Genomic DNA, 16,731 nt, shown 5'->3' with positions numbered 1-16,731 from the left:
ATCGAATTAACTGTCTATTGCATGTCATCTATTGTCTCACATCTTCCTGCCGTTTGAAAGGGTTCGCATTAGAAAAGAAAGACTGCCCCGGGGTTCTTCCGAACCTTCGGGGCAGTCTCATGCGATTAAACCTTTAATTCGGACACAAACTCGCCGATTTGACGAAGTCCCGCTTCCCGGCTGCTTGCTTCAGCCAGCAGCGGCAGCGCCTCTTCGATCTTGCGCACGATGGCGCTTCCCACTACCACTCCGTCGCAGGATTTGGAGAAACGCTCGACCTGCTCGCGGCTCGAGATACCAAAGCCTACGGCAATCGGCAAGTCAGTCGCTTCGCGCACGGTGGAGAGAAAGTCGTCAATACCGCTATGGAATTCAGCGCGTACGCCCGTTACGCCAAGCGAGGATACACAATATACGAAACCTCTAGCCTTGCGTGAAATGCGTACGACGCGGTCCTTCGATGTTGGTGCAACAAGCGGAATTAGGTGAATATCTGCTGCTTCTGCCAGCGCACGAACCTCCTCATCCTCTTCCATCGGCAAATCAGGAATAATGAGACCGCTGATTCCCTTCGCTTTTACAAGCTCCATGAACGATTCCAGACCAAATTGCAGTACCGGGTTGAAATAAGTAAACAGGATGAACGGCAGCTTAACGCCGGCTTGACGAGCTTTTTCCGCTGTATCGATGCAATCCCGGATCGAAATCCGATTCACCAAAGCCCGCTCAGACGCCCTTTGAATGACCGGTCCATCGGCGAGCGGATCGGAGTAAGGAACGCCAAGCTCAATGAGATCGGCACCCGACTGCTCCAGCTGCTGAATGATAGCGATCGTCGTTTCCAGATCGGGATCCCCCGTCGTCAGAAACGGAATAAGCGCCGTCTTGCCTTCTTCCTTCAATTTGGCAAATGTTTGATCAATGAGATTCATGCTGCTCACCTCCGAGATAACCCATAATCGCTTCTACGTCTTTGTCGCCGCGGCCGGACAAGCTGACCACAATGATCTCATCCTTCGACAGCGTTGGTGCAAGCTTCATCGTCTGTGCGATAGCATGCGCCGACTCCAGCGCCGGAATGATGCCTTCCGTACGCGACAGAAGCTGGAGCGCTTCCAGTGCCTCGGCATCGGTAATCGGGAAGTATTGCGCCCGACCCGAATCCTTCAAATAAGCATGCTCCGGTCCAATACCCGGATAGTCAAGTCCGGCCGAAATCGAATGAGCAGGCTGTACCTGACCGAATTCATCTTGCAGCAAGTAGCTCAAAGAACCTTGGAATACGCCGTGGCTGCCTTTCGTCATCGTAGCTGCATGCTCATTTGTATCCACGCCGCGTCCAGCTGCCTCTACTCCAACCAGACGAACCGATTCATCTCCTACGAAAGGATAGAAAATGCCGATCGCATTGCTGCCGCCGCCGACAGCTGCAACGACATAATCTGGCAAGCGGCCTTCACTCTCAACAATCTGCTTGCGCGCCTCATCGCCGATGATACGCTGGAAGTCGCGTACAATCTTTGGATACGGGTGAGGGCCGGTTGCCGAGCCTAGAATATAATAAGTATCTTCGACATGGCTGACCCAATAACGAAGCGTTTCATTGCAGGCATCCTTCAGCGTTCTCGTTCCGGAAGTAACCGGAACAACTTCAGCGCCGAGCAGTTGCATCCGGAACACGTTCAACTGCTGCCGCTTCATATCTTCCTCGCCCATAAACACTTTGCATTCGAGACCAAGGAGAGCCGCTACTGTTGCAGATGCAACGCCATGCTGGCCCGCTCCCGTCTCAGCAATGATCTTCGTCTTGCCCATACGTTTGGCCAAGACAGCCTGGCCGATTGTGTTATTGATTTTATGAGCGCCGGTATGGTTCAAATCCTCACGCTTCAAGTAAACCTTCGCGCCGCCCAGATGGCTGCTCAGACGCTCTGCATAATATAACGAGGTTGGACGGCCCGAGTATTTATGAAGCAAATAGCGGACCTCTTCTTGAAACTCCGGATCTTTCGAATAGCGGTTATATGCTTCTTCCAGTTCAAGCAGCGCGTTCATCAGCGTCTCGGGAACGTAACGTCCGCCGAACTTGCCAAAACGCCCTTTATCATCGGGTAATTGGTTCATCGCTCTATCACCTTTCTAACGAATAATCTGATTTTATCGATATCTTTGTGCCCTTCCGTCTCCACGCCGCTGGATACGTCGATGCCATCTGGCATATAGCCATCCAGCAGCTCAGTTACATTGTCCGGATGAAGACCTCCCGCTACATATAAGGGAACGCCTATCGCATTTGCCGCAGCACGGTACTCGGCAATCACTTGCCAGTCGAATGCGACTCCGGTTCCGCCGCCAGCCGTATCAATTAACACCGCATCGATTACGCCTTTGTATGGCGCCAGCTTCTCTTCTGCCGACTGAGGCGGTTCAGTTGTTTCGGGCCTAATCGAGAACACTTTCCACACGTCCACGCCGAGCTCCTGCTTGACATTGCGGCAAAAGCCGGGAGACTCCTCGCCATGCAGCTGAACGACATCCAATCCTGCGGTGCTTACGGCATGCCGCAGTTCCTCCGCGCTGGCATTGACGAATACGCCAACCGTTTGGGGCGGTTGACCGTCAGCGGCACGAAGCTGCTTGGCTGCCTGGACGAGCAAGGCAGCCGCCTCCGGGGCTACCATGCGTTTGCTGCTTGCGAAGACGAAGCCTATTTCATGAAACGGCAAGCCGTCCATAAGACCTATCGTCTCTGCATCCTTCAACCCGCAAATTTTGATTCGTGGCCGATCGTTCATTACGCGTTCACCGGACCCATCAGATCGATGATTGCGGCTCCGGCGTCAGACTGTCGCATGAAATGCTCGCCGATCAGCACGCCTTGCGCTCCTATGGACTGCAAATAATCCATATCTTTGCGGCCTGCAATCCCGCTTTCGCTTATGACAGTCACGTTTTCCGGCATCAGTGCGATAAGCTGCTCCGTCGTGGTTAGATCCGTTACGAATGACTTCAAGTCGCGGTTGTTAACGCCGATGAGCGATGCCTTGTCCAGCTCCAGCACTTGTTCCAGCTCCTGGCGGTCATGCACTTCCACTAATACGTCCAGCCCAAGCGACTTGGCGATATCATAAAGCTCGCTCAGCTCTTGCTTGGTCAAGATCGCGGCGATCAGCAGCACGGCATCCGCACCAATTACGCGAGCTTCATACACTTGTTTATAATCGATAATGAAATCCTTGCGGAGCAGAGGAACGGCAACCGTCTCATGCACCAGCGTCAGATACTCGTTCGAGCCTTGGAAATAGTCGCGATCCGTCAGCACAGAGATGCAGTCCGCTCCCGCTTTCTCATAGGCTGTCGCAAGCTCCGCCGGATGGAAGTCCGCCCGGATAAGCCCTTTCGAAGGTGATGCCTTCTTTACTTCAGCAATAAGCCCCATATCCCGTTTGCGGCCCGCATTCAAAGCTTTCTCGAAGCCGCGGCATGCCTTGAGCTCCGAAATCCGCTTTTCATACTCCGCCAATTGAAACTGCCGGGCTAGTGCCGCCACTTCATTCCGTTTGGTTGCTACAATTTTATCAAGAAACATGCGCCAACTCTCCTGTCGTTTGAATAAGCGAATGAAGCTGCTGCTCCGCTTTACCTGAATCGATCATTTCGGCTGCGATTTCCGCTCCTTCGCGGAGGGATGCAGCCAAACCTCCTACATAGATGCAAGCACCGGCATTCGCCAGCACGATGTCCCGATACGCGCCTCGCTGCTCACCGCTGAAAATGTTCCGGATCAGCGCCGCATTCACTTGCGGATCACCGCCGATGACTTCGCTGATTGGATAGCGGTTGAGGCCCAGCTCCTCCGGCGTCAGCTCATACGTGCGAACCTCGCCGTCCAGCAGCTCCGAAATTCGCGTTGGAGCGGAAATGCTAATCTCATCCAAGCCGTCATTGCTGCTCACGACCATGGCACGTTTCACACCTAGCTCGCTGAGCACAGATGCAATCGTCTCTGTTTTCGTCCGGTCATATAGTCCAAGAAGTTGACGATCAGCGCCTGCCGGATTGGTCAGCGGGCCCAGCATGTTGAAGATCGTACGCACGCCCAGCTCACGGCGCGGCACAGCGGCGTGACGCAGCGACGGGTGGTACAGCTGCGCGAACATAAAGCAGATGCCAATGCGGTTCAAGCACTCCGAGGCTTGCTCCGGCGTCAGTGTAATTTGCACGCCCAGCGCCTCCAGCACGTCAGCGCTCCCCGCCTTGCCCGACATCGCCCGATTGCCATGCTTCGCTACGCGAATGCCTGCTGAAGACGCAATAATAGAAGAAGCCGTCGAAATATTGAATTTATGAATGCCAGAGCCTCCGGTTCCGCAAGTATCAAGCAGCCCCTCCTGTCTCGTCTGCACATGACTGGAGAAAGCGCGCATCACCTCGGCAAAGCCTGTAATTTCCTCTTTCGTCTCGCCCTTCATCCGCAAAGCCGTTACGACACCGGCGATCTGAGCGGGAGTGGCCTCGCCGTTCATAATAATTTCCATAACCGAGCGCGCAGTAGCTCTCGACAGATCCTCTCCGCCGATCAATTGATTAAGCGCGCTTTGCATCGTCATCGGTTCCGTTACGAATGTCATTGCCCTTTCCCCTCTCCCGCCTGGACGTAATAATCGGTATTGATTGCACTTTGCTCTTGGGAACGCTTCGTACCGAAAATTTGCTCGGCCGTGCGAATCGCCTTCAAGCTGGCTTTCGCTTTATTGACCGTCTCCAAATATTCGCTCTCCGGTACAGAATCCCATACGATGCCAGCCCCTGCTTGCACATATGCTTTGCCGTTTTTGAAAATAATCGTTCGAATCGTAATGCAAGTGTCGAGCGTGCCGCCAAAGCCCAAGTAGCCGATAGCGCCGGCATAAGCGCCGCGGGCTTCATTTTCGAGTTCCGCGATAATCTCCATCGCCCGCAGCTTAGGCGCTCCAGATACAGTACCCGCTGGCAAGCAAGAAAGGAAGGCATCATAGAAGTCTTTGTCTTCACGAAGCTTGCCGGACACGTTGGAGACGATATGCATCACATGCGAATACCGTTCGATCTCCATAAAGGAATCGCAATGAACTGAGCCGAACTCCGATACACGGCCGATATCGTTGCGCCCCAGGTCAACGAGCATCAGGTGCTCCGCGCGCTCTTTCTCGTCGGCCAGCAGATCCCGCTCCATCTGCAGATCCTCTTCCGGCGTCTTCCCTCTTGGGCGCGTGCCGGCGATTGGACGGGTCTCTACTTTGTCATTGGTTACTTTCACGAGCGCCTCCGGCGACGTACCGACGATCACTTCGTCCCCCATCTTCAAATAGTACATATAAGGAGAAGGATTCATCGTGCGCAGAACGCGGTACACATGCAGCGGATCGATGTCCGTTTCAATGCTGAAGCGCTGGGACAATACCACTTGGAAAATATCGCCCGCGCGAATATATTCCTTCGACCGCTCGATATTGGCAATGAATTGCTCCTTCGTCACATTCGACTGCACGTCGCCGAGATCCGGGTCAACCGTTACTGATGCACCGGACATAACCGGAATGGCAATCGGCTGCTGCAATCGTTCGATCGTTTCGTCGATTTTAGCCGCCGCAGCCGCGTAAGCTTCCTCAACAGCAGAATCTGTCGCGACTTGAGGGATATGAACGTTGCCGATAATTTGCAGCTGCTGCTTGAAATGATCGAAGACGATCACTTGATCGCAGAACATAAATTGCAGATCATTCATTTGAAGATCGTCGATCCGGTGCTTCGGCAGCTTCTCATAATATTGAAGAAGGTCATATCCGAAAAATCCGATCGCTCCGCCCGTGAACGGCGGCAATCCCGGAATAGCCGGGCTGCGGAAGGAGCGCAGATGCGCCTTCAGCAAATCGATTGGCTTATCGTCGAAAGTGTCGACGGTGCCGTTATGCTCCAGCACCATTTTGCCGTCTTTGCCGTATAGCATCATGAACGGGTCCGTTCCGATGAACGAGTAGCGCGCCCATTTCACGCCGCCCTCTACGCTTTCCAGCAGAAAGGCGTGTTTTTCCTTGGCAAAATGCTGGAACAGCCGGATTGGCGTCTCGGTATCCGCCATGATTTGACGGACGATCGGGATGAGATTGTATTGGCCTGCCAGTTTTTTAACTTGCTGAATTTCACTGTACATAGAGGGCCTCCTAAATGTGATGCACTGCATGAATGCTATCTGCGGGATTCGGCTGCGCCGGCTGATCATTCTTCCGATCGTATTGCTCACAGATTCCTTCTTATCCTAATCGGATAACCGGAAACCAATCTGTTCACAAAAACGAGCGCTTACGCTTCTTCAGAACGATCAGCCCGCTCCTCCGCTCCGCACAGACGCCTGCCATGCAAAAGCATAACCTTTTTTCGTTGTGGGATGGGTGGAACAACAACGAGCGTTGCGGGAGAGACATAAGAAAAGCCCCTGCAGCAGCAGGGGCTTGATTAGTTGAAATAAGTACGCCGAAATGGAAGGCAAGTGAATAAGGAATAAAGCTGCATCGGGGTACAAGGCAAAACAAACCTTCCCCAAGGAGCTCACTCTCTTCTCAACTACGCTCAACTCTACTCTGCTCGACTCTACTCAACTAAAAACCTGCTCGCTCACTCTTCACTATAAAACCTAATCTACACTCTTCTTAACTGATTTCACTATACAATAAGTGACGGCGCTGCGTCAACTTTATGTTTTGGACAAATCGGGACGGAGCACCTGCGCGCCGCCGAGATATACATGCTTGATTTCGGCCTGTGTCTTGTCGGTGTTAACGTGAAGCAGAAACCGGATACAACGCTCCAGACTTCCCTTTACCGGCACTTCCAGTGCGCACATAAGCGGCACGAGTTCCCAATCGCTAAGCTGACGAATTGCAGCCGCCGGGAAAGCAGCGTCCAGATCATGAGTAACCGTAATCATCACGCTGCAAATATCTTCGGGCAAAATCCCGTTTTCTTTCACAATTCCGTTCAATAGTTCAATCGTCGCTTGTAAAATCGGCTGCTTCTCATTGACATCAACCGTAATCGCGCCGCGAATTCCTCTGACATTCATCTCGTTTACGCCTCCAGTTTCAATTGCTCGACAATTTCCCGGACCCAATCGGTCGGTACGTCTTTCTTGATCTCGACCGTCCCAATCGCTGTAGGCACGACGAATACCATCGTTTTCTCGCTGAATTTCTTGTCATGCATCATCGCATCCATAATCGCATCGACATCGAAGTGCTCCGGCAGCTTCACCGGCAAACCGCATTTGGACAATACCCGCTTCGTTGTCGTATAGACTTCCTCAGGAGCTCCATAGCGCAGTCCCAGTCTCGCGGAGCCGATCATTCCAATGGAGATCGCTTCGCCGTGCAGCAGCTCGCCGTAGCCGGCAACGGCCTCCAGCGCATGTCCAATCGTATGGCCGAGATTAAGTATAGCGCGAAGATCATTCTCCCGCTCATCCTGCGAAACGACGGCTGCCTTAACGCTGCAGCCTTTATAGAGCGCATATCCGAGTGAATCCGGATCAAGCGCAAGAAGCTTCTCCGCGTGATCCTCGCACCATTGCGCGAATTCTGCATCCCAGATCAGCCCATGCTTTACGACCTCGGACAGCCCCGCTTTCACTTCTCTTGGCGGAAGCGTCTGAAGCGTATTCAGATCATACAGCACCAGCTCCGGCTGATGGAAAGCGCCGATAATATTTTTCGCCAGCGGATGATTGACCGCTACCTTGCCGCCGACACTGCTGTCATGCGCAAGAATTGTCGTCGGTACTTGAACGAATTTCACACCGCGCATATAGGACGCAGCGACGAAGCCCGCCAAGTCGCCGACAACACCGCCGCCAAGCGCGACGATCGTCGACTTGCGGTCCAGCCCCGCTTCCAGCGCCTTCGTTACCAGCTTCTCTAGTACGGCCAACGATTTGGAGCTTTCGCCCGAATCTACGATTGCGCTGGCAACCGTGAAGCCGCCACTGCGCAAGCTGTTCTCCAGCGTGCTCAAATGACGGGAGGCAACTTCACTGTCCGTCACGATCAACAGTGGAGATTTCGTACTGATTCCGTGCTTCAAGAAATAGGAGGAAGCCTCCGGAAGAAGACCTTCGCCAATATAAATCGGATAAGAGCGTTCGCCTAAATCAACCATTAATTCTCTCATAATTTATCTCTCCCATTGCTTGTAAAAAGCCTAAACATCTTTGCTCATTATAGTACAGCACTGCCGGTTTGACAATCGCCGCGCCCATACGCGGCTTGAGTATCAGACCCTTTTTCCCCATAAAAAAACGGGATGCATCGCATCCCGCCTAATCCGCTCCAGAACTCCCGAGCTGCTTCTCTAGCTGGTGGCTCCTGTGGCTCCCGTTACCGGAATCTTTCTTCTGCCCGCTTGCTCATCAGTTGCCGGCATGCCGCTCATGAGTCCGGGCATTTGACGGCTGTCCAGTCCGATGATTTGCGCGCATTCCTGAATTGATATGTAACCGCTCCGGTATGCGTGAATCACTTTCCGCTTATCCATCCTTATCCTCCCGTTCTTTAAACATGTCCATTGTCATTAGTATAGGAGAAGATGGAAAACGGTATACATCATTAAGGCAATCGGCGGTAAAAGAACGTATCTGCCGTTTCAAATCCGTATTGCGCCGGCGAGAAAATCTGCTCCGTACTGCCCACGAAGAGCAGGCCGCCAGGACGAAGCGCTTTGGCGAATTTATGATACAATAAGTGCTTGGCTTCTTCGGTAAAATAGATCATAACGTTCCGGCATACGATAAGGTCGAAGGATTCATCAAACGTGTCATGCAGCAAGTTTTGCTGCTTGAAGCGAATGCCTTGCTTCAATTGCTCCGCGATGGCAAAAGCTCCTTCGTCGGACTTGAAATACTTTTGCCGCATGGCGGCTGGAACATCCCGCAGCGAACGCTCCAGATATATCCCTTCCATCGCCTTCTGAAGCACGATGGCATCCAGATCTGTCGCATCGATCGAAACCCGGTTGAGCACGCCCATCTCCGCTAAGATCATAGCGAGCGTGTACGGCTCCTCCCCTGTCGAGCAAGCGGCACTCCAAATCTTCAAGCGTCCGCCAGACTTCAGCATCTCGGGCAAAAAGCGGTTTTGCAGCACTTCCCACCGGTTCGGGTTTCGCCAAAATTCAGAAACGTTAATCGTCATCCGATCGAGAAATTCATGCAGCAGTGTACGGTTTTGCTCGATGGCCGCCCAATACTGCTCGAACGTATCGTAACCATGCTTCATTCGCAGCGTTGTCAGCCTGCGCTTCATCTGCGCTTCTTTATATTGAGCCAAATCGATTTTCGTCTTATCCTTCATGCGTTGAATAAACAAAGAAAAGTCGCGATCCTCGGTCATAGCCGCCTCCTGTTATGTAGATAATGCCTTTGGCTTTCGAGGCGCGGATCAAACCCAGCGTTGAATCGTCTGCTCGTAGCTAACGAGTTCATTTGGCGCAAAATAGTTGCTGATCTCAAGCTCGGCGCTCTCCGGCGAATCGGAGCCATGAATCAGATTCAAGTTCGTATGAACGGCATAATCCGAACGGATCGTACCCGGCGCAGCGTCTACGCCATTCGTCTTGCCAATTAGCGCTCTCGTCAAGGCAATGACGTTGTCGCCTTCCCATACCATTGCAAATACGGGACCCGAGGTAATGAAATCAATCAGAGGCGGATAAAACGGCTTGCCTTCATGCTCGGCATAATGTTTGGCTGCCAGCTCGCGGTCGACCTGCATAAACTTTGCAGCGACCAGCTTCAGCCCTTTGCGCTCGAATCGGCCTACGATTTCGCCGATCAATCCGCGTTGTACGCCATCCGGTTTAATCATCAGAAAAGTTCTTTCCATCGTCATCCATCCCTCTCTATTTATCAGTAATTTCGTTTACCCGTAAAATACGCGATATCGATTAAGTTCTTTTTCGCCCCGATACTAGGCAATCCCTCCAAGGCATGCAGCGCTTTTTCGATATAGCGGTTAGCGAGCCTGTCTGCGAGCTCAATACCGCTGCTTGCTTTGATCATTTTGATCGCAGCCGAGGTGTCCGCCGTGCCATTGGATTTCATAATGTTATCGATTTCCTTCAGCAGCGGATCGCGGACGTTATCGTCCTTGAGTGCTAGAATGACAGGCAGCGTAATATTGCCTTGACGGATATCCGATCCCGGCGGTTTGCCGATTTGCTTTTCCGTTCCGAACAAATCAAGCAAATCGTCGCGAATCTGATACGCCATACCGACGTTGTAGCCATACCGGTACAACCGGTTCACCGTCTGCCGGTCCGCATCCGCGGCGGCGGCGCCCAACTGACAGCTGATTGCGATCAGAAGCGCCGTCTTGCGCCGGATACGCAGCAAATAGTTGCGAATGGATTGCTTCGTATTGAAGAAATCGCGAATTTGCTCCATTTCCCCAATGCTCATCTGTACGAGCGCCTTGGACAGCATCTGATGAATAAACGGATTGTTAAGCTCCGTTGCAATCGTCAGCGCCTTGCCAAAAATATAATCGCCCGTATACATGGCCACCCGGTTGTCCCACTTCGACTTTACCGTCTGCTGGCCGCGTCTGGTAGCGGCATCATCGATCACGTCATCATGCACGAGAGAAGACATATGTATAAGTTCAAGCGGTACCGCTATTTTTTTCAGAACGTCAAGGTTATAATGCCCAAACTTGCCGGAAAGCAGCACAAATACGGGACGAAGCCGCTTCCCGCCTGCTTTAAGCAAATGAAGCGATGCTTCGCTCAGCAGCTCGTCGTCAAACGTGACGCTCCGCTCAAGCTCCCGCTCAATTTGGTTAATATCCCCTTTTAATTTTGCAAAAATGTCTAGTAGTTTCATGCGTTCACCTATTCGGCAGATTGATCATACTGATAAAACCTTAACTCAACATCATGCTCCAGCAGCCCAAGCTCTTTCGCGTATCGGAAATATAAAGTCAAACCCTCTTGCTGCTTTGGTCCAAAATCGTACTGGAGACTTGTAAAATACATATGCCAGTAGGCAGCATCGCCGCCCAATTCAGCACAGGCTTTATCGATCAACGGCTGCAAGTCAGCCAGGCTTTGCCGCTTGCCGGCGAGAAACGCCTTATAAATCGCAGCGAGCGCTTCTGGGGCCGCTTCGGCCGCTTCTTTACGGACTGCAACGACAGCGAACGTCATCGCAAGACCGGTCCATTCATTCCAAAGCTCGCCTAGATCAATGCGGTGCAAACCATTTTGCTCCCAGGAAGCATGAATGGCAGGATCGCCAATCAAAAGAGCAGCATCCGCATGCTCCAGCATATCCTCCAGCACCGGTTCGGCGGCTTCATATTCCGGTTCCAAGCCGAAGTGCTTCGTCATAATGATTTTGAGCAGATTGACGGAGGTCGCAGAGGTCGTACTCACCGCAATTCGCTTCGGCTGCACCTTCTCAATCGGTTCCTTGAGGAACAAATAAATCGAATTGACTTTGCCTTCGGAACCTACAGACAGATGCGGCAGCAGCAAGTACTTGTCCGCATTGACTCCATATGAAAAAGAGGAAATGGCCGACACCTGAATGTCGCCCTCCTGCAGCAGACGGTTCAGCACCGATGGCACTCTCGAAACGATCTCCATGTTTGGGGCTGTCAGATGATGAAACAGCGGCCATGCATTAGCGTAATCGATTCTTCCTACCGTCAGTGTTTCCTTATGATTCCCTAAGTTTACCGTTTCGTTCCGCGTGCTCTTGCTGTTCAAGCTGTTCATCTCCCCATCTTCTATACAACGAATGCTCAATGTTCATGCTATCCAGCACTTTGCCGACTAGAAAATTGACCATTTCCTCCATCGATTGCGGCTTATAATAGAAAGCCGGCATCGCCGGAATGATGCGAACGCCAAGTCGCGACAGCTTCAGCATATTTTCCAAATGAATGGCATGAAGCGGCGTTTCGCGCGGCACAAGCAACAGCGGACGCCCTTCCTTCAGCATCACGTCAGCAGCCCTAGCCAGCAAATCATCCGATATCCCGTTCGCAAGCGTGGCGAGCGAGCCCATCGAGCAAGGGATAATGACCATCCCCTCCACGCGATAAGAGCCGCTGGCAATCGTCGCGCCAATGTCGGCGTTCGGATGGAATACAAGCTGGCCGGAAGCCATTTCTTCGGCAAAACGAAGCTCAAGCGCTGCTTGTCTGCGTGAGGTTTCCCAGCCCAGCTCTTCCTTAAGCACCCGCCAGCCGGCTTCGGTAACGACAAGATGGACGATATAGGAGGCGTTAATTAACTCTTCGATCAATCGAATGCCATAGATGGCCCCGCTCGCACCGGTAATGCCAACGACCCATCTTTTTTTCTTCGCCGCTGTATCTACCATTGATGCAGCACCACCAAATCTGCAATGGCAAACAGAAACAGCAAGACGCTTAACGTCCCGTTCATCCCGAAGAAGGCGATTTGAACACGGGACAAATCATTTGGACGAACAAGCCAATGCTGATAAAACAAAATCGCAATGGAGATAATCGTTCCCGCCAAATACGCCCAGCTTAAACCTGTCGTCCAAAACAGCGCGATAAAGCAAATGGCGGTTACGAGATGGAAGGAACGCGCAATCCACAATGCACCGGCAATGCCGAATTTGGCAGGAATCGAATGCAGCCCCGCATTGCGGTCATATTCGAAATCTTGCGTTGCATACACGATGTCAAAGCCGGCGATCCATAAGGCAACAGCTATATAAAGCAGCCAAGCCGCCAGATGGAATTCACCAGTTACAGCCACCCATGCGCCAAGCGGTGAGAGACCAATCGTTAAACCCAGCACCACATGGCAAAGCCAAGTAAATCTTTTCGTATAGGAATACAGGACAAGCAATACGACTGCAATGGGCATCAGCTTCATGGCAATTGGAGCCAGATTGGCTGTTGCGATGAATAGCATGGCGAAGGATACAATCGTAAACAGCAGCACCTCCGCCGACTTTAGCAATCCGGCAGGCAGCGCACGAGAAGCTGTCCGTGGATTACGCAGATCAATCGCTTTATCGATCAACCGATTCAAGCACATGGCAGCGCTGCGTGCACCAAACATTGCGAGGGTAACCCAGCCGATTTGCGCCCATGATGGCAGATGGCCTTCCATCACAACCGCTCCCAGAATAGCGCCCATAAAGGCAAACGGCAAAGCAAATACAGTATGTTCAAACTTGATCATTTCCAAAATAATGCGAATTTTGCGGATCATTGCTAGTTATTCTCCTTTTTGCCGATGTGCAGCGCGGCGACACCGCCAAACAAGGCGTATGCTTTTACGTTATGCAGTCCTGCTTTTTGGAACAGTTCGCTTAGCTGCTTCAAGTCGAGAAATTGCTTTAAAGAATCCGGAAGCCATTTATATTCTTTGAACCGCTTGGCTACGAGCTTGCCGAGCAAGGGAAGAATCTGCTGAAAATACAAATAATAAACCGCTTTGAACGGCTGCCAGCCGGGCTTGGACAATTCGAGACATACGACTTGACCGCCTGGCTTTACGACACGTTCCATTTCCTTAAGCACTTGCAAGTAATTGGGCACATTCCGGAGACCGAAGCCGATCGTAACATAATCGAATGAATTATCCTCGAAGGGAAGCTCCATCGCATTGCCTTGAACGAGCTTGATCTGGCGTTCGAGATTCTCCTCCTTGATTTTGGCTGCACCGACATCCAGCATGTTTTGGCTGAAATCCAATCCGGTAATTTGGCCGCTTCCGCTTGCCTTAGCCAGTGCAATCGTCCAATCGCATGTTCCGCAGCAAAGATCCAGCGCTGTCTGGCCGGGCTGCACATTCATCTTTTTCATCGTGAATTTGCGCCACGCCTTATGTCTGCGCATACTTAACAAATCATTCATCAAATCATATTTCGGTGCAATGCTTTCAAATACCGCATGTACATGCTGTTTGGAATCTGCTTCCATCGCTTTCTCGTCCCCTCATCTTGTTTCGTTAAGGGCGGGAACCGCTCCCGCCAATCTGCCCGTGTGCGACTCCAGTGTCAGGAGGAGTTCTTGCACAAGCATGTCCGCATCCAGCCCCGCTGCCGCTGCTTCAACTTCATCAGCAGCTTCCTGCAGCAGCGCGCCGAGCTTGACTCGAAACTCGTATTTTTTCAGAAGATTAGAAAGAAACGCCGGCTCGTAATCCTGCTGCTCAAGCGCTTGACGCTCCTCTTCCGTGCCGTTCTCCAAGACATGCCAATAAGCCCAGCTTTGATAAAACCGGGTAGGCGACTCGCATCTTTCCATTTCGTCAAGAGCTACCTCGCATCGGCACATCCCTTGGAGCAACACCGGCCAATGGCTCGAAGCCTGACCTGCCATCTTGCCCGCAAACACCTCGAACAGCTTGCTTTTCATACCAGCCATCCAAGTAAAATAATCTTCTGCCGTCAAATCCAGCCGGCTCATCATTAAGTATAATTTCATTTTCATTCGGTTCACTTCGCATACTGCAGCGCTAATGGCAGCAATCATATCCGTCTGCCCAGCCTGTGCAAGCAAGCGGTAAAACTGCGAGCTGAAATAATCGCCAGCCAGCACTTTCAGCTGCCTCGAACGCATTTCGCTCTCCGATCGTTTATTCGTTTCAAGATCGATCAGATCATGGGTGTCCATACCAAGCTGGACAAGCGATACGACCAAGGCATACAACTCGCTTTGGGCGACCGGCGGACTTTGTTGATTCAAAATTGCGAAAAGCAATCGCACCCGCAAATCGGGAAAAGCCGGCAATTCCGTATGCGCTTGAATCATGTCGTATTCGACATATTTCTTCGCGATTTCATGGATACGATTTGGTATCATGGGGTAAGCCTCCCAAGCCTAACATTATGCCGCCTTTTGCGGCAAAGTTGTTTCTTATCTCCGATAATAAAATGTTAATATTCCCTGCAGCACGTATTGAAAACCGAAACGTCCGCTTAATAATCTAAACTATTATAGCACAACTTTAGAAATGAGCATACGATTGCGAGCAAAGCAAAGCTGCCGTCCGCTACTCCGCTGCCCCTTGCTTCTTGAGCGGTACGGCAGTATAGCTGTCGGCAGGCCCAAAGCGCTGCTCCCATGCTGATGTAAAGCTGATACGGAGCCGTTCTCTCCAGCGTTCGTCATGAATGGGATCAGCTTGACTCAATTTGTCGATTTCGTCCAGCAGCCAGTTGTCGCCTCGTCTGACATCTATAGCGAACAGCAAACGAGATGTGTTCTGGTCATTGCCTTCTACGTATCGAAGCAAAATACGGCTGACATTGTCCATCTGCAGAAAAGAAAGGCGGATCAGCTTCTCCATATCTTCCGCCCAACGCTGGCTTTGTCCAGCGTCATCCGACAATTTCATTTCAACCGACAAGATCGCATGATTCCATTCTACCTTTGCCAATTGCCCGGAAAGCTGCAGGCCTACCATGGCATCCACGAGATTGCTGTTTGTTAGCTTCGTAGCAGGAGTCGGATGAAAAACCGACACGTCCCTGCCCGTTTCTTTATGTAAATGGGGCAGCCAGGCCAATACGAGTGTAACTGCCAGCGCTGCAAGCAAGCCTGCCAAATAGGGCTTTGCCATCCTCATGTTCATCGCCGTTCCCTCCCTTGCGGGATACATCCGCTTTGTACTTCAAGTTTGGACGATCCGCTATTACCTCATACCCCATTCTACAAACAAATGAGCCAGGCTATGCCTGTTAATACAAGACAGGCAAGGTATAAAGGGAATGTTTCTGCCGTGCGCAAGCTGGCTGCCGACGAAAAAGCTCCCTTTCCGCCTATTCGCAGAAAGGGAGCCGGCTCATCTTACTGATCGGTCTCCATCGTACCGTACTTCGTCATTACAATCGCTTTGCCGCGAATTTTTATCGCCGAGGTATGATTCGTAAACTGGGCAATCATAATTTCATTTTTGTCCAGCTTTTCGGTATGATGGAATTTTGTATCTTGTCCACGCGTCAGGCCGATGACTTGTACGCCATGGTCTTTCGCTTTGATCACGATGTATTCGCCGTGATTGTTATTCGCGTTAGAATTGGTTTCCATCTGGTTCCTCCTAAAGTTTTGCGAAGCAAAACTTGCTTCGAAAGCCTACGCTTTGTTTTGCGAAGCAAAACTTGCTTCGTAAGCATACGCTTTGTTTTACGAAGTAAAACTTGTATGTACATGCAACAACAATGCTTTATTTATTATAAGAGGGAGCTATCTACTTGTAAAGGAGCGCTAAGCAGCGGCTCCAGACAGCGAAAGCGCCCGAACAGTAGGTCCGGACGCTTTCTAGCTTGCTAGTTTATGCTTAATTGGAAACGAGATCCTTAAGAGATTTACCCGGTTTGAATGCAGGCATTTTGCTTGCCGCGATATCAATCTCTTCGCCGGTTTGCGGGTTGCGGCCTTTACGGGCTTGGCGCTCGCGAACCTCAAAGTTCCCGAAGCCTACCAGTTGTACCTTATCACCGCTTTGCAGCGCATCGGAAATAGCGTCGAATACGGCGTCAACTGCTTTAGTCGCATCTTTCTTCGAGAGATCGGACAGTTCAGCCACTTTGGCGATCAAATCAGTTTTGTTCATTGTATCACCTCCCTAATAGACAATAAAGAGTCATCTTATCCCTCTTATTAACTGAAAACTTCAAAAATATACCTTTCTTGAACAAACTTATAGTAA

The 16,731-nt window shown here is 51.4% G+C and carries 20 protein-coding genes; all 20 read right to left on the bottom strand.

All coding sequences use genetic code 11. The features are described from left to right. Positions 1–125: 125 nt before the first annotated feature. The gene (gene trpA / locus IEX98_RS04260) at positions 126–932 is read right to left on the bottom strand and encodes a tryptophan synthase subunit alpha (protein WP_188887649.1); all 807 of its coding nucleotides are present in this window, start codon (positions 930–932) and stop codon (positions 126–128) included. Beyond that, entirely contained in the window at positions 919–2,124 is a 1,206-nt protein-coding gene (gene trpB / locus IEX98_RS04255; RefSeq protein ID WP_188887648.1) for a tryptophan synthase subunit beta, read from the bottom strand. The genes trpA and trpB overlap by 14 nt, the downstream gene beginning before the upstream one ends. Further along, complete coding sequence (locus tag IEX98_RS04250; protein WP_188887647.1) at positions 2,121–2,795, bottom strand: phosphoribosylanthranilate isomerase; 675 nt, start codon at positions 2,793–2,795, stop codon at positions 2,121–2,123. The genes trpB and IEX98_RS04250 overlap by 4 nt, the downstream gene beginning before the upstream one ends. Beyond that, positions 2,795–3,589 (bottom strand): indole-3-glycerol phosphate synthase TrpC, encoded by a 795-nt coding sequence (trpC, locus tag IEX98_RS04245; RefSeq protein WP_188887646.1) that lies wholly within the window; start codon positions 3,587–3,589, stop codon positions 2,795–2,797. Before trpC ends, IEX98_RS04250 begins: the two co-directional genes overlap by 1 nt. Next, on the bottom strand, positions 3,579–4,631 hold the full coding sequence (gene trpD / locus IEX98_RS04240) for an anthranilate phosphoribosyltransferase (protein WP_188887645.1): 1,053 nt from the start codon (positions 4,629–4,631) through the stop codon (positions 3,579–3,581). Before trpD ends, trpC begins: the two co-directional genes overlap by 11 nt. Beyond that, the gene (gene trpE / locus IEX98_RS04235) at positions 4,628–6,193 is read right to left on the bottom strand and encodes an anthranilate synthase component I (protein ID WP_188887644.1); all 1,566 of its coding nucleotides are present in this window, start codon (positions 6,191–6,193) and stop codon (positions 4,628–4,630) included. The genes trpD and trpE overlap by 4 nt, the downstream gene beginning before the upstream one ends. 540 nt (positions 6,194–6,733) lie before the next feature. Continuing rightward, positions 6,734–7,102, bottom strand: coding sequence for a chorismate mutase (aroH, locus tag IEX98_RS04230; protein WP_188887643.1), 369 nt, complete (start codon positions 7,100–7,102; stop codon positions 6,734–6,736). A gap of 5 nt (positions 7,103–7,107) precedes the next feature. Further along, positions 7,108–8,202, bottom strand: a complete 1,095-nt coding sequence (gene aroB / locus IEX98_RS04225; RefSeq protein WP_188887642.1) for a 3-dehydroquinate synthase — start codon at positions 8,200–8,202, stop codon at positions 7,108–7,110. Between the two features lie 180 nt (positions 8,203–8,382). Next, positions 8,383–8,565, bottom strand: a complete 183-nt coding sequence (locus IEX98_RS04220) for a hypothetical protein (RefSeq protein WP_188887641.1) — start codon at positions 8,563–8,565, stop codon at positions 8,383–8,385. A gap of 71 nt (positions 8,566–8,636) precedes the next feature. Then, entirely contained in the window at positions 8,637–9,419 is a 783-nt protein-coding gene (locus IEX98_RS04215) for a CheR family methyltransferase (protein ID WP_188887640.1), read from the bottom strand. A gap of 48 nt (positions 9,420–9,467) precedes the next feature. Next, positions 9,468–9,911 carry a nucleoside-diphosphate kinase gene (gene ndk, locus IEX98_RS04210; RefSeq protein ID WP_188887639.1) on the bottom strand — a complete coding sequence of 148 codons (444 nt, stop codon included), beginning with the start codon at positions 9,909–9,911 and terminating at the stop codon, positions 9,468–9,470. 23 nt (positions 9,912–9,934) lie between these two features. Next, positions 9,935–10,909, bottom strand: a complete 975-nt coding sequence (locus tag IEX98_RS04205; RefSeq protein WP_188887638.1) for a polyprenyl synthetase family protein — start codon at positions 10,907–10,909, stop codon at positions 9,935–9,937. An 8-nt stretch (positions 10,910–10,917) separates the two neighbouring features. Beyond that, entirely contained in the window at positions 10,918–11,796 is an 879-nt protein-coding gene (locus tag IEX98_RS04200) for a menaquinone biosynthetic enzyme MqnA/MqnD family protein (protein WP_229691954.1), read from the bottom strand. Next, positions 11,747–12,343: a UbiX family flavin prenyltransferase gene (locus IEX98_RS04195; protein ID WP_374705321.1), complete on the bottom strand. Its 597-nt coding sequence runs from the start codon at positions 12,341–12,343 to the stop codon at positions 11,747–11,749. The genes IEX98_RS04200 and IEX98_RS04195 overlap by 50 nt, the downstream gene beginning before the upstream one ends. A 65-nt stretch (positions 12,344–12,408) precedes the next feature. Continuing rightward, positions 12,409–13,284, bottom strand: coding sequence for a UbiA-like polyprenyltransferase (locus IEX98_RS04190; protein WP_188887635.1), 876 nt, complete (start codon positions 13,282–13,284; stop codon positions 12,409–12,411). Between the two features lie 2 nt (positions 13,285–13,286). Further along, on the bottom strand, positions 13,287–13,997 hold the full coding sequence (locus tag IEX98_RS04185) for a demethylmenaquinone methyltransferase (protein WP_188887634.1): 711 nt from the start codon (positions 13,995–13,997) through the stop codon (positions 13,287–13,289). A 15-nt stretch (positions 13,998–14,012) separates the two neighbouring features. After that, the gene (locus tag IEX98_RS04180) at positions 14,013–14,882 is read right to left on the bottom strand and encodes a heptaprenyl diphosphate synthase component 1 (RefSeq protein WP_188887633.1); all 870 of its coding nucleotides are present in this window, start codon (positions 14,880–14,882) and stop codon (positions 14,013–14,015) included. Between the two features lie 190 nt (positions 14,883–15,072). Further along, positions 15,073–15,654 (bottom strand): hypothetical protein, encoded by a 582-nt coding sequence (locus tag IEX98_RS04175; protein WP_188887632.1) that lies wholly within the window; start codon positions 15,652–15,654, stop codon positions 15,073–15,075. 215 nt (positions 15,655–15,869) lie between these two features. Continuing rightward, entirely contained in the window at positions 15,870–16,109 is a 240-nt protein-coding gene (gene mtrB / locus IEX98_RS04170) for a trp RNA-binding attenuation protein MtrB (RefSeq protein ID WP_188887631.1), read from the bottom strand. 250 nt (positions 16,110–16,359) lie between these two features. Beyond that, the gene (locus IEX98_RS04165; protein WP_042162571.1) at positions 16,360–16,635 is read right to left on the bottom strand and encodes an HU family DNA-binding protein; all 276 of its coding nucleotides are present in this window, start codon (positions 16,633–16,635) and stop codon (positions 16,360–16,362) included. Positions 16,636–16,731: the final 96 nt, after the last annotated feature.

Source organism: Paenibacillus radicis (ex Gao et al. 2016) (assembly GCF_014641555.1).
Taxonomy (GTDB): domain Bacteria; phylum Bacillota; class Bacilli; order Paenibacillales; family Paenibacillaceae; genus Pristimantibacillus; species Pristimantibacillus radicis.
The sequence above is the reverse complement of the archived record's forward strand: the minus strand, read 5'-3'. Positions and strand labels throughout refer to the sequence as shown.

What these genes read in the sequence shown, in the direction of transcription:
- IEX98_RS04215 (WP_188887640.1), bottom strand. Translation starts at nt 9,419, where the DNA reads ATGACCGAGGATCGCGACTTTTCTTTGTTTATTCAACGCATGAAGGAT.
- aroH (WP_188887643.1), bottom strand. Translation starts at nt 7,102, where the DNA reads ATGAATGTCAGAGGAATTCGCGGCGCGATTACGGTTGATGTCAATGAG.
- trpC (WP_188887646.1), bottom strand. Translation starts at nt 3,589, where the DNA reads ATGTTTCTTGATAAAATTGTAGCAACCAAACGGAATGAAGTGGCGGCA.
- aroB (WP_188887642.1), bottom strand. Translation starts at nt 8,202, where the DNA reads ATGAGAGAATTAATGGTTGATTTAGGCGAACGCTCTTATCCGATTTAT.
- IEX98_RS04220 (WP_188887641.1), bottom strand. Translation starts at nt 8,565, where the DNA reads ATGGATAAGCGGAAAGTGATTCACGCATACCGGAGCGGTTACATATCA.
- IEX98_RS04180 (WP_188887633.1), bottom strand. Translation starts at nt 14,882, where the DNA reads ATGATACCAAATCGTATCCATGAAATCGCGAAGAAATATGTCGAATAC.
- trpD (WP_188887645.1), bottom strand. Translation starts at nt 4,631, where the DNA reads ATGACATTCGTAACGGAACCGATGACGATGCAAAGCGCGCTTAATCAA.
- IEX98_RS04205 (WP_188887638.1), bottom strand. Translation starts at nt 10,909, where the DNA reads ATGAAACTACTAGACATTTTTGCAAAATTAAAAGGGGATATTAACCAA.
- ndk (WP_188887639.1), bottom strand. Translation starts at nt 9,911, where the DNA reads ATGGAAAGAACTTTTCTGATGATTAAACCGGATGGCGTACAACGCGGA.
- IEX98_RS04175 (WP_188887632.1), bottom strand. Translation starts at nt 15,654, where the DNA reads ATGAACATGAGGATGGCAAAGCCCTATTTGGCAGGCTTGCTTGCAGCG.
- trpA (WP_188887649.1), bottom strand. Translation starts at nt 932, where the DNA reads ATGAATCTCATTGATCAAACATTTGCCAAATTGAAGGAAGAAGGCAAG.
- trpB (WP_188887648.1), bottom strand. Translation starts at nt 2,124, where the DNA reads ATGAACCAATTACCCGATGATAAAGGGCGTTTTGGCAAGTTCGGCGGA.
- mtrB (WP_188887631.1), bottom strand. Translation starts at nt 16,109, where the DNA reads ATGGAAACCAATTCTAACGCGAATAACAATCACGGCGAATACATCGTG.
- IEX98_RS04250 (WP_188887647.1), bottom strand. Translation starts at nt 2,795, where the DNA reads ATGAACGATCGGCCACGAATCAAAATTTGCGGGTTGAAGGATGCAGAG.
- IEX98_RS04165 (WP_042162571.1), bottom strand. Translation starts at nt 16,635, where the DNA reads ATGAACAAAACTGATTTGATCGCCAAAGTGGCTGAACTGTCCGATCTC.
- IEX98_RS04190 (WP_188887635.1), bottom strand. Translation starts at nt 13,284, where the DNA reads ATGATCCGCAAAATTCGCATTATTTTGGAAATGATCAAGTTTGAACAT.
- trpE (WP_188887644.1), bottom strand. Translation starts at nt 6,193, where the DNA reads ATGTACAGTGAAATTCAGCAAGTTAAAAAACTGGCAGGCCAATACAAT.
- IEX98_RS04185 (WP_188887634.1), bottom strand. Translation starts at nt 13,997, where the DNA reads ATGGAAGCAGATTCCAAACAGCATGTACATGCGGTATTTGAAAGCATT.